9 protein-coding genes are annotated in these 12,795 nt (G+C 43.1%); 7 read left to right on the top strand and 2 right to left on the bottom strand.

Annotated elements, in window-relative coordinates:
* Positions 1 to 115: 115 nt before the first annotated feature.
* Together aspS and ACVBJC_RS06170 are read right to left on the bottom strand one after the other, a co-directional pair.
* Entirely contained in the window at positions 116 to 1,909 is a 1,794-nt protein-coding gene (aspS, locus tag ACVBJC_RS06175; RefSeq protein ID WP_447159830.1) for an aspartate--tRNA ligase, read from the bottom strand.
* A gap of 169 nt (positions 1,910 to 2,078) precedes the next feature.
* A complete protein-coding gene (locus tag ACVBJC_RS06170) occupies positions 2,079 to 4,889 on the bottom strand; it encodes a transporter substrate-binding domain-containing protein (protein ID WP_447159831.1) in 2,811 nt (936 codons plus the stop codon).
* 150 nt (positions 4,890 to 5,039) lie between these two features.
* On the opposite strand from ACVBJC_RS06170, the gene cmoA reads away from it, so the two are divergent.
* From cmoA to ACVBJC_RS06135, 7 genes are read left to right on the top strand one after another with little or no spacing between them, the layout of a single operon-like run.
* Positions 5,040 to 5,771 (top strand): carboxy-S-adenosyl-L-methionine synthase CmoA, encoded by a 732-nt coding sequence (gene cmoA, locus ACVBJC_RS06165; RefSeq protein ID WP_447159832.1) that lies wholly within the window; start codon positions 5,040 to 5,042, stop codon positions 5,769 to 5,771.
* Positions 5,768 to 6,760, top strand: coding sequence for a tRNA 5-methoxyuridine(34)/uridine 5-oxyacetic acid(34) synthase CmoB (cmoB, locus tag ACVBJC_RS06160; RefSeq protein WP_447159833.1), 993 nt, complete (start codon positions 5,768 to 5,770; stop codon positions 6,758 to 6,760). Before cmoA ends, cmoB begins: the two co-directional genes overlap by 4 nt.
* A gap of 22 nt (positions 6,761 to 6,782) precedes the next feature.
* A complete protein-coding gene (locus ACVBJC_RS06155) occupies positions 6,783 to 7,538 on the top strand; it encodes an ATP-dependent zinc protease family protein (protein ID WP_447159834.1) in 756 nt (251 codons plus the stop codon).
* 11 nt (positions 7,539 to 7,549) lie between these two features.
* Entirely contained in the window at positions 7,550 to 9,058 is a 1,509-nt protein-coding gene (locus ACVBJC_RS06150) for a UUP1 family membrane protein (protein ID WP_447159835.1), read from the top strand.
* On the top strand, positions 9,058 to 10,008 hold the full coding sequence (locus ACVBJC_RS06145) for an alpha-L-glutamate ligase-like protein (protein ID WP_447159836.1): 951 nt from the start codon (positions 9,058 to 9,060) through the stop codon (positions 10,006 to 10,008). The genes ACVBJC_RS06150 and ACVBJC_RS06145 overlap by 1 nt, the downstream gene beginning before the upstream one ends.
* Complete coding sequence (locus ACVBJC_RS06140; protein WP_447159837.1) at positions 9,977 to 11,734, top strand: M3 family metallopeptidase; 1,758 nt, start codon at positions 9,977 to 9,979, stop codon at positions 11,732 to 11,734. Before ACVBJC_RS06145 ends, ACVBJC_RS06140 begins: the two co-directional genes overlap by 32 nt.
* Complete coding sequence (locus tag ACVBJC_RS06135; protein ID WP_447159838.1) at positions 11,679 to 12,764, top strand: DUF3541 domain-containing protein; 1,086 nt, start codon at positions 11,679 to 11,681, stop codon at positions 12,762 to 12,764. The genes ACVBJC_RS06140 and ACVBJC_RS06135 overlap by 56 nt, the downstream gene beginning before the upstream one ends.
* Positions 12,765 to 12,795: the final 31 nt, after the last annotated feature.

The raw sequence follows: 12,795 nt of genomic DNA, 5'->3' as shown, positions 1-12,795 counted from the left end.
GTATTGGTGACTCTAGTATTCGTAACTCTAGAATTAATGTCTTTATTTTAAAGTGGCTTGGGTATATTTAATCGAAAAAAAAGCCGAGTCTTAACTCGGCTCTTATGACGCTGTATTATTCAGCGTCTTTTGTGTCTTCTTTGGATTCTGCTTCTACAACACTGACGCCAAGTTCAGCTAACTGCACCGGATTTGCAAATCCTGGCGCGTTCGTTAACGGACAAGCCGCTGTCGTTGTTTTCGGGAATGCCATCACATCACGAATTGAGCTCGCACCAGTCATCAACATGATGATACGGTCAAGACCGAATGCTAGACCCGCGTGTGGTGGTGTACCGTAGCGCAATGCTTCAAGTAAGAAGCCAAACTTCTCGCTCGCTTCTTCGTCATTAATACCTAGAATTCTAAATACCGCAGACTGCATTTTGCTATCGTGAATACGAACTGAACCGCCACCTAGCTCACAGCCATTTAGTACCATGTCGTATGCATCAGAGATAGCAGCGATTGGATTCGCTTCTAGCTCTTCAGGAGTCATGTTACTTGGGGCTGTAAATGGGTGGTGCATTGCATGCAGCCCGCCATCAGATGTGCGCTCAAACATTGGGAAGTCAACAACCCAAAGTGGCTTCCACTCGCCTTGTAGCAAGTCAAAATCTTCACCCGCTTTTAGACGCAGTGCGCCCATCGCTTCAGCAACGATATTGGCTTTATCTGCACCAAATAGAATTAGATCGCCAGTTTGTGCGCCAGTGCGCTCAAGTAAGGCCTTAACCACATCTTCGCTTAGGAACTTAAGGACTGGAGATTGAATACCTTCCATACCTTTATCAAGATCATTAACCTTCATCCAAGCTAGACCTTTCGCGCCATAAATAGTGGCATACTTAGCGTATTCATCTAATTGCTTGCGTGAAAGCTTAGCGCCGCCAGGAATACTTAGTACTGCAACGCGACCTTCTGGATCATTTGCTGGGCCGTTAAATACCGCAAACTCGACTTCTTTAACGATGTCTGCAACATCAATAAGCTCAAGAGGGTTACGAAGATCGGGCTTATCTGAACCGAAACGACGCATCGCTTCTTCAAATGTCATTTTAGGAAACTCGCCTAAATCAACATTCAATAGCTCTTGGAATAAACCACGAACCATCTCTTCAGTCTTATCCATCACCTGAGTAGAGGTCATGAACGACGTTTCGATATCGATTTGAGTAAATTCTGGCTGACGGTCAGCACGTAAGTCTTCATCACGGAAACACTTAACGATTTGGTAGTAACGGTCAAAACCAGACATCATCAACAACTGCTTAAATAGTTGTGGTGATTGTGGCAGTGCAAAAAATTGACCTTTGTAAGTACGACTTGGTACTAAGTAGTCACGTGCACCTTCTGGTGTCGCTTTAGTTAAGATAGGTGTTTCAATATCTAAGAAACCGTTACCATCTAAAAAGCGTCTTACAGCACTGGTCACTTTAGAGCGGAACACTATACGGTCAGCCATTTCTGGGCGACGCAAATCTAAGTAACGGTACTTAAGACGTTGCTCTTCAGTGTTGTGCTGGTTTTTGTCCATGTTGATTGGCAATGGCGCAGAGCTGTTTAAAACAGTTAGCTCTAGACCTAAAATCTCAATCTCACCAGTACGCATATCCGCGTTAATCTGGCTATCAGGTCTTGCTCTTACAAGGCCTTTAATCTGAACACAAAATTCGCTGCGTAGTGTGCTTGCAACATCAAACACTTCAGGAAGGTCTGGATCATAAACAACCTGAACGATGCCTTCTCTATCACGAAGATCGAGAAAAACAACGCCGCCTAAATCTCGGCTGCGATTAACCCAACCCACTAGGGTCACTTCTTGACCTACGTGAGACTTATTGACGTCTCCACAATAATGACTGCGCATTTAACTCTTCCTTTATTCCGCAAAGCGATGTTTGAGGTTCTGGTTCAAAACAAGACAAAAGCGGCATTATAGAGAAATATTGCCGTTTTCCAAATAACTTCTCGACTAGTCGGCTAACTATCAAGCAATTTCAATTAAAAATTAATAAGTTCAGCGTATCTTAGCAAAACTAGCAGCTTCTATATGCCCCGCCGCCCGCATTTTTTGCACGATACATCCGTGTGTCCGCGGTTTTTAATAGCGCATCAATGCAATCGCCATCGTTTGGATAGATGGCAACACCAATACTGGCCGATGCAGATACGACTTGCTGATTAACAACAAATGGCTCTGACAAACTATTTAATAAATTATCAGCCACATCGCCAACCGACTCAAAGTCTTTAATTTCATTTAAAATGATAACAAACTCATCCCCGCCCAATCGGCCAACGGTATCCGAGCGGCGGATCCCTTTAATTAAAACCTTGCTAACATGCACTAAGTACTCATCGCCAGCATGATGACCCAAGCTGTCATTCACTTGCTTAAAGCCATCTAAGTCGATAAAGATCACCGCAAACTGTGCCGTGTCCCTTCTATGCATTAAAATCGCTTGCTCTAGTCTATCTTCAAGCAAACTCCGGTTGGGTAACTGGGTCAAACTATCGTGTTTAGCAAAGTGTGCCATTTTATTCTCAGCATCGATGCGTCTTGCTATTTCCTTGCGTAAACGTCGATTAGCTAATAATGCAGCAATAACAACGAGTGATAAAATAACGAAGACTACAATACCTAGCTTTAATCTATTTTCATACTCTTCACGGCCAAACTCAACCGTCTGAGACACCCATTTTTGATGGATTTGCTGTTGCCTCGTTGTATCAATGTTAGCCAAAACAGCATTGACTAATGGCAGCAGGGCCTTTTTACTATTGTGCACACCGATATGACTTCTCTGTTCTGCAAAGTCGACTAACATCGACATCTTCAAACTTGCAAACTTACCGCCTCGTATATTACTGCCCAGGTTAACGACCTTATCAATAAACACATCAGCCTGACCCTGACTAACAGCACTTAAACCCGCATCAATATCAGGCACTAAGATTAATTTCAGGCTAGGATACTTTCTCATTAATTCGCCAACAATATGGTAGCCTTCAATAACGGCGATTCGTTGACCGCTAAGCTCATTCAAACTAAAAATACTCACGCTATTTAATGATGTGACTAATCCCCAAGGTGAAGGCCAATAAGAATCTGAAAAGCCAAGTTGGTATTCACGCTCAGGGGTTATGGCGACACTGCCAGCCATATCAACGCTGCCTGAGACGAGCGCATCGAGCAGGCTTTGCCACTCATCGAACGCGATAGGCTCAATATTCAAGCCAAGTTCCTCACCAATAATACCAATAACATCACTGTTAATGCCGGCGTACTGACCCTCTTCGATAAATTCCATGGGATGCCAGTTTCGTAAAAAACCCACTTTAACGCTGCCTAATTCCTCGACTAAATTCTGCTGTTCGGCGGTCAAGTTTATCTGCATCTGCTGATTGTTATATATTCTATCTTCTGGGTTTAGCATCCACTTTCGCTCAATATCGGCTAACTCGACATTCGACATTTGCAAAAAACCAGCAGCAATACGCTCTGAAAACCCCACATCGCCACTTCGATTTAACACATATAAGTTGGTTTTAAATTCAAGGCCTGCATATTGATGAAAAAGCTCCCAACTCTGATTGAGTAATAGATAATGTTGTGTCCATGCTCCCGCTGCAACGAAGGCGGAGACATCGCCCTGCTTTGCCGCTTCTATCATGTCATCTACAGAAGAGAAATATCGAATATTGGTGTCAGGAAGGGCATCAATTAGCTCCTGTAAATATGGCGATGTCGGCGAGACCGCCACAACCTGACCTTTTAATTCGTCCAAGTTTTGTAAAGGTGTCTGAAAAGAAAATAAACGGCTAGTGACGCTATATATCTTATGGGCATGATTTAGGCCTGTTTGCATTGTCTCGCTTTCTGGATAGCCTAACTGCACATCCGCAATACCGCGTTTTACATTATCTATGCTCTGTTTCATGCTCCCCGGGACGAATCGGATCGGTAATCCCGTTTTCTCAGACCATAGTTTCCAGATATCCACCAGCAACCCATGTGGCAAGCCATCTGTGCCGATATCGGCATAAGGGCCTACTCCAGTTTGCATAGCGATAACAATATCATTTTGATAGCGCTTCTCCCCTAGCCATTGATGAGTATACTGCTCAATAAGCTCAGGTTTTATCAAAGCAAATCCATCCGCCACTTTAGCCGCTAACGCATGATTGGCTTTGTTAAATGTAGGATAAAAAGACAACTCAGAGATAGCCTTACGGTTTTCGATTGGAAACTTTATCGATATGGCATTATTAATTTGGCTTTCTCGCAAAAAGCCTTCTAAGCCAACAAATACCAGCACCTCTTCGGTCATTACGGCCTTAAGTAAATCGGTACGACTTTCAAAATATCGAAATGTTAGGTTAGGCTCTTGCTGCTTTAAAATCTCTATTTGTGCAGCACCGGCAACTACACCAATTTTATAAGGTCGAAGGTCTGCTAATGTTTGTGCCTTAGGTAACTGGTAATTGACATAGAGGAAACTATTTACACTGGTGATTTTAGGGGAAAAAGTAAACTCTTGCTCTCTGCTAACCGTTTTTGCCATACCTATATGTAAGTCCGCAGTCCCCTGCTTAATACTCTCGACGGAGTCTACCCAGTCAGTCGGTTTAAACACCACTTTGGTATTGGTTTGCCTCGACCACTCCAACCAGATATCAACTAACAGCCCACTAGGCTGGTTATTTTCATCGGTAAACTGAAACGGATAAGTGTCATTACTCATCGCAATGATAAGTGATTTAGTCTCTCTAACCGAGTCTGAATAAGCCGGAAATGTGACAAACATCGTCGCCATGGCGAGCAACATACAAGTGATAGTTTTCAATTACATTTCCCAAAAAGGTTAAATTTATGAGTGCATTTTGTTTAATTAGTGCTATTAGACAAAATTTTATGAGTAAATTCCAGTACTAGTCTTGCTGCTTACTGACATGATTAGCTAGAATGAAGTGTTGAACTCCCACTATTTGATCACATGAACTCTTCTACCGATAATCTCTTTGCCAAGCCTTATGAACAAGTCAGCGATTTTCAATTCGATGACAAAGTAGCCGGTGTCTTTAATGACATGATCAGGCGATCGGTTCCTGGCTATGGACAAATCATCAATACCATTGGTGATCTCGCCCAAAAGTATGCGGCGACTAATACTAAAATTTACGATTTAGGTTGCTCTTTAGGCGCGGCCACTTTGAGTATTCGCCGCCGAGTAGAAGGTCGTAATTGCCAAATTGTCGCGATAGATAACAGCGAATCGATGATTGAGCGTTGTAATGAGAATCTGTCGGCATATGTGAGTGAGACGCCTGTCGAACTCGTGTGCGGCGATATTCGCGATATAAAGATTGAAAATGCCTCTTTGGTGGTACTGAATTTCACCATGCAATTTCTTTCTCCTGATGATCGTGAAAGCCTGCTTACGAATATTTATGAAGGCCTGATCCCTGGTGGTTTATTGATACTGTCTGAAAAACTGTACTTTAAAGAAGATAAAATTCAATCGACTTTAGATGACTTACACCTCGATTTCAAAAGAGCAAATGGTTACAGTGAGTTAGAGATCAGTCAAAAACGCAGTTCATTAGAAAACGTGATGAAACCTGATACACTAGCTGAGCATGAAAATCGGATCAGATCACAAGGTTTTAGCCAGTTCAGCGTTTGGTTCCAGTGTTTTAATTTTGCATCTATGGTGGCAATTAAGTGATTAGTTTTAGTTCTTTCTATAAACAGATTTCAGACTCAAGCCTACAACATTGGCTTGAGACTCTTCCGTCAATTCTCGGCCAGTGGCAGCGAGAACATAAGCACGGCTCCCTCCCTAAGTGGGAAAAAGTACTTAATAAACTGCATTACCCAGAAGCCGATATCATCGACTTTAAAACGAGCGTCAAAATTGGCTCAGGTGAGCAGCTTAGCGATGGTGAAAGGCAGAAACTTGAAAATCTATTAACCATTTTTAAGCCTTGGCGTAAAGGTCCGTACTCACTCCATGGAGTAGAAATCGATACCGAGTGGCGATCTGACTGGAAATGGGAGCGTGTCGTTCCGCACATATCTCCTTTAGAAAACCGCACAGTATTAGATGTGGGTTGCGGCAGTGGCTACCATATGTGGCGCATGTTAGGTGAAGGTGCCAAGCACGTGGTCGGTATTGACCCATCACCGTTGTTTATGTGCCAGTTCGAAGCGGTCAAACGACTTGCGGGTAACGATCACCCTATTCACTTCTTACCGCTGGGAATTGAAGAGCTACCCGCTTTAGATGCATTCGATACTGTATTCTCTATGGGCGTGCTCTATCACCGCCGCTCACCCATTGATCATATATTCCAACTGCGAGATCAACTACGGGTTGGGGGTGAGTTGGTACTAGAAACTTTAGTTATCGATGGCGATGAAAATACCGTGCTCATGCCAACGGATAGGTATGGCAAGATGAATAACGTGTGGTTCTTACCTTCAGTTGAAATGCTCATGCTTTGGTTAAAGAAGTGTGATTTCACAGACATACGTTGTGTCGATGTTGATGTCACTTCACTTGCCGAGCAAAGAAGTACACCATGGATGCCAAATGAATCATTAGTTGATTATTTAGATCCTAATGATGTTAGCCTAACAGTTGAAGGCTATCCGGCGCCAAAACGAGCCACAATTATTGCCACCAAGAATCAGCCAAATAAAGATTTAATCTAGCAAATAGTAAATGGGAAGCACTATGTTCAAGCAGATAATTTGTATTGCCGCAATCACAGCCGTCATTTCAGGTTGTGCAACGACCAAAGAAACTAACGCACCGATCCCAGTAGATGCTGCGGTGCTACAAGCCAGTTTAACCAATCAAGAAAGCAATATACTTGGTGCAATCGATACCTGTAACCAGGCTCAAGCTGCAGGGCTTGCATCACTAACTACTCAAATTGATGATCTCAATACAAAAATTGCTCAGCTGAACGTTAAGGAAAAAACGGCGGTCGTCCCAGTGGTTGCACCGGTACAGTGCCCCCCTTCACCTATTGGTGACAAATTTATGTTAGGTGCGCTAGAAAATGTCTATGTCGACGAAGTAAAGGCCAGTTTCAATACCCGTATCGATACGGGTGCTGAATCGTCCTCCCTCGATGCACGCAATATCATTTTGTTTGAAAGAGATGGCAGCCAGTGGGTTAGGTTTGACGTGTTTACTCAAGGAGATAAACAGCCAGCAAAAACGTTTGAATCAAAAGTCGAACGTTTTGTAAGAATTAAACAGGACTCCGATGAGAAAAGTGATCGTCGACCTGTTATTCACGCGCACCTTGAAATTGGCCAATATAAAGCGGAAACCGATCTAAACCTGAGTGACCGTAGCCATTTAGAATACCCTTTGCTACTTGGACGCAAGTTTATGCAAGACATCGCTGTCGTCGATGTTGGCCAAACCTATATCCATGGAAAAAAACAAGACGCTCAGCCGTCTAAAACGAAAAAATAGGATAAATGCAAATGCATTCTAAAAAACCCTTTTACATTTTAGTGGCGTTACTGTTTATTAGCGGCATCGCCGCAAGTGTCTACCGTGGAATTGAACACAGCGTACCATTTTTACCCGGTAAACAAGTTCAGAGCTGGGCAGTCGATGCTAAAGTTAGCTTTCAAGGAACCGGTGAGCCTGCTGAAGTCTCTTTCTCTTTACCTGAAGATCCAGCCTATGAAATTTTGGTTGAAAACGCCACATCACCAGGATATGGCTTAACGATTACTGATAACGCGATTGATCGCCGCGCTATCTGGTCCATTCGTCGAGCAGTTGGTACCCAAGATCTGTATTATAAAGTGACCCTGATCCCGACGGGTCAAGATAAGCTGATAGCTGAGAAAAACCCTACAACGCCTGTTGCATATATGTGGCCAGCGACAGAACAAGCTGCGGCAGAGCAAGCTATCGAAGAGGTTTGGTCTAAAAGCGCGACCAATCTTTCTTTTGCACAGCAGCTAAATAAAGATTTAAATGCCAATGAGCGTAGCCAGAACATAGAGCTGCTGCTAACCAGTAACTCGCCAAGTAAACTCTTCATCAGAATGCTGCACAGCAAAGGGATCCCAGCGAAAGAAGTTAGCGGTCTTTATCTTGAAGATCAACGCCGTAGGCAACAATTGTCTAACTTTGTTGAAGTGTACAATGACGGTCAATGGCATCTGTTTAATGCCGAAGATGGCAGCCAAGGTCGCCCTGATAACTTACTGCTATGGGACCGAACAGGCACATCGGTACTTGATGTTATCGGCGGTGTTAACTCACAAGTTAACTTCTCAATGTTGCAAGATACTCGTTCTGCTTTAGCCACTGCTATTGATGTCATGAAAAATGATAACGCTTTAGATTTTTCTCTTTATCAGTTACCCCTAGAAGAGCAGAGTCTATTTAAAGGCATTTTGTTAATACCGATTGGCGTATTAATGGTTGTGTTCCTTCGCGTCATCATTGGCATCAAAACCTCTGGCACCTTTATGCCAGTATTGATTGCTTTAGCATTCATTCAAACCACCCTCATAACCGGATTGATTGGGTTCCTACTGATTGTCGCCTTTGGTTTGATGATCCGCTCATATCTGTCGGAGCTCAACCTCTTGCTCATATCGCGGATCTCTGCGGTGATCATTGTTGTTATCGGTATTATTGGTTTATTTACTCTATTGTCTTATAAGTTCGGACTGAGTGAGGGATTAACCATTACCTTCTTCCCAATGATTATTTTGGCATGGACCATTGAGAGAATGTCTATCCTTTGGGAAGAAGAAGGTCCTAAAGAAGTGGTCATACAAGGCGGCGGCAGTCTGTTTGTTGCCACACTGGCTTACTTAGCGATGAGCGCGACTTGGGTACAGCATTGGGTATTTAACTTCTTAGGTATTCACTTGGTGATCTTGGCGCTAGTGTTACTAATGGGTCAATACACTGGATATCGCTTACTTGAGCTTAAACGCTTCAAGCCTTTAGCTGGAGAAAAGTAATGTTTCTAGCGAACCCTTCAGCCTTAAAGCACAACGGTGTGCTTGGTATGAACAAGCGTAATATCGACTATATTGGTCGCTATAACCCACGTAAGTACTACAAACGAGTCGATGACAAATTAACTACCAAGCAATTAGCCCTTGCAAACAATATTGCGGTACCGGATTTAATCGGTACAGTGTCAGAGCAACATGAGATTGCCGATATTCCTGCGATGGTTAATGACAAAGACGGCTTTGTCATTAAGCCATCGAAGGGATCTGGCGGTAAAGGGATTTTGGTTGTCACTAAAGTCGAACATGGTCGTTACTACAAGCCAAATGGTCAAGAAGTCACGCCTTCAGAAGTCTATCGACATGTATCAAACGTGCTCAGTGGGCTATTTTCTCTTGGTGGAAAGCCAGATGTCGCCATTGTTGAGGGCTTGATCCAATTTGACCCTGTATTTGATGGCTACTCTTACGAAGGTGTACCAGATATTCGTCTGATCATCTTTAAAGGCTTTCCCATCATGGGAATGTTACGCCTATCGACTGCAGCGTCAGATGGTAAAGCAAATCTACACCAAGGCGCAGTGGGCGTGGGGATCGACATCGCAACAGGCAAAGGTTTACATGCTGTGCAGTTCGATCAGCCCGTTGACTTTCACCCTGATACGCAAAAGAAGTTGATCTCAATTGCTGTCCCGCAGTGGGATACCCTGCTGCATACTGCATCTATGGCTTATGAAATGTCGGAGCTTGGCTATCTTGGAACCGATATGGTGCTGGATAAAAACAAAGGCCCACTTTTGCTAGAGCTTAATGCCCGCCCAGGTCTTGCCATTCAAATCGCAAATGGCCGTGGTATTTTGCCAAACCTACGTCATGTTGAAAGTATGGGCAACCATAACATGACAGTGGCAGAACGCGTGGCATATGCAAAAATACATTTCAGTGCCAACAGCTAAACACGTTAAATGGCTTTTTAGTCCGCTTTTCATTGTTATCTGTTGGTTCAACACGGCAGCTCATGCTGCCGTGTCGCCTATCCCGATCTTAGTAGAGCAGTGCCTAAGCTATAATTTCCCCGCCCAGCAATCCAGTACTCACTCTGATAAAACATCCGTTCCTCAATACGATAGTAATACACAAGCTATTGAGCTTGAACGTGATTTCATCGGATTTTTTAATATCAACGATAGAATTAAGTACTACCGGCAATTTCCTCTTTCTTATACAGATCGGGAGTTGTTACTTCAGTGTCAGTTATATTTAGCCGATGAATTAGCCCTATACTTTCAATCCACGCAATTTCAATCTACACGATTTAAACTCGCTGATAGTCACGATCCCGCGATTCAAGCTCTAGTGATGCGAATAAATCGCCTCGCTAAAAATACCGAGCGCCCTAAATACAAGGCTCAGTTACATACTGCTCAAGCGGCTTTTAAACAAGGCATTAGCAGTCAATCCCTTAGCCTTAATTTCTTTAATAACGACTGTAAACTGGCTTCAGTTGAGCCAGCAACAGACTTTAACGGTTCACTGGCAAACTATTTAATTCAACAACCAAGTGAGCAGTGCAGAAAACGTGTTTGGCAAGCCTATCAGGCCCGTGCATCGCATAAAAATTACAGTTCGTTAAATTTAATCACTGAGTTACGTCAGCACCAAGCCGAGCTCGATGGGTTTAGCGATTACAGTCACGAGGTGTTGCACCAGCAATGGTTGTCGACACCAGAATTAGTCAAACAGTTTCTACAAACACAAACTCAAGCAATCAATATTGCTCCTTGGGATCTTGGCTTAACTTTATCAAAGGCGACACCTACCCCGGTTAACACCATGGCATCGATGCAGTTACTTCAGCTGCTAGCAGATGCATTACAAACATTTTCGATTACAATGACAGCTGTTAATGAAAAGCTGTATCGAGTCTGGTTAGATGGGCGTCTTCTGGGGGATATCTATTTAACTGAAGGTAATAAAACCCGAGTAAAACCAATTCGACAGCTAGTGGTAGGCCAACAATTTGGTCAGTTCGAGTTGATAGTAAAACCTGAACTTAAAACTTATCAGCAGCAAAGCGCTGTGATTGAGTCGGTGGCAAGCATCATCACCCAACTGGCAAGTGGACAGAAATTTTATCTGCCAAATACCATCGGGGAAACTCAAGATACCGCTCAAATCGACACGCTATGGTTACAACAGTACCTTAAGAGTCAACTTCTACCAGAATTAAAGCAAGACAGTAGAGAGTCGGTATTGCTGCAATATGCCCAACAGCTACACATATTTAGGGCTAAAGTGGCTATCAATACCTATTTAGCGGCTAACAGCCCTCTTAAATTCGATCTTAACCAAGCATTTACGCAAGCCTTTGCAGCCCAATGGGATCAAGTCGATGACGCAGCTTATACGTTTAGCGCCCTTGTATTTGAAGGGCCGCTTTATTACCAAAAAATCTGGCAAAAAGCAGTGGCTAACTATATTTACCATTCGACAAAAGACTGTCAGAATCAGAAACTTGTATTCGATTATTTAGTGGTTAATGAATCAGCTAATGACATTGCTAGCATTTTTGAGCAGTTATTAGGTGAGCCAGTGACTAATGACTCACTTATCAAAAGGACTCAACATGCCTTCAATCCTCAAGATCAGCACCCTCGCCGCTGCACTATTTTGCGCCAATAGTTTAGCCGCAGACCTTGCTGTTACAGAGTCAACTAAGGCTCAAGTGTATCAAGGGATCAAAAGTAATCTCGAAGAGCACCTATTTGAAATGCCTCCTCGCGTGCAGGGCCATTACGGTATTCGCCAATACCGCATGACCGGAGATCCCAAATATGCCAATTCAGCGCTGGTTGATCTTTATGTCGTCACCGAAGCGCAGGCCTTCTATGCTTGTAACCTAGATAAGCCTGACTTCATTAGCGAACAAGCAGAACAAGCCATATCTGTACTAGGTAAAGGCCCACGAGCTAAAGCCCGTAAAAAAGCACTACAATCTTTTCCTGAATTTATCTTTTATACCGACGTACTACTTCGTTACTCAAGCCGGATCAATGAGTTTGGTTTTGACGGCCCTTGCCACGATAAATTAACGGCGGTTTTAAAAAAGGCTGACTTAAAAACAGGCCTAACCGATAAAGCCATGATAGAAACCTGGGCAGCTCAGCTTGTTAACTATGTGTATTGGGCAAAACAGATAGGTGTTGGCGACTATTTAGCGGACTATAAAAAAGCCTTTATTGAGGTCTACCCTGATAATCAAGACGCAAAATTAAATAAAAAACAGTACCGTAATAAACTCTATGGTATGACCCACTTTATCTTTGCCGACAGTGAGTATTATCAGCACAATGTCGATCCGAAGGAGTTTGCTTGGATTTTAGATCACTTCGAGAACAATATTGACCGCATTTTAAAAGATGCTACAGATGACATTATCGCTGAAGTAGGCATCAGTTTTTTACTCGCAGGAAAGCCGAATCATCCTGTTGTTAAAAAGACCCAACAACATATTATTAATGCCTACAATACTCAGGAGCAGATCATTCCATCACCACGAGGCAATCCAGATCTTGTTATCGGTGAGCATCGAAATGTACTGGCAATGATGCTACTCGATTGGCCTGAAAATTTACACAAAGGACCTTATCTATCTGAGCTTAAGGCAACTAAGAAATATTTGCCAAAGCAGGTCACACCAATTAAAAAATAGGGATAACAGATAACAAAGCTCTTAAAGGCTT

The organism is Shewanella sp. 0m-6 (assembly GCF_052977325.1).
Note: the sequence above shows the minus strand (reverse complement) of the source record. Positions and strands in the feature narration are given on the sequence as shown.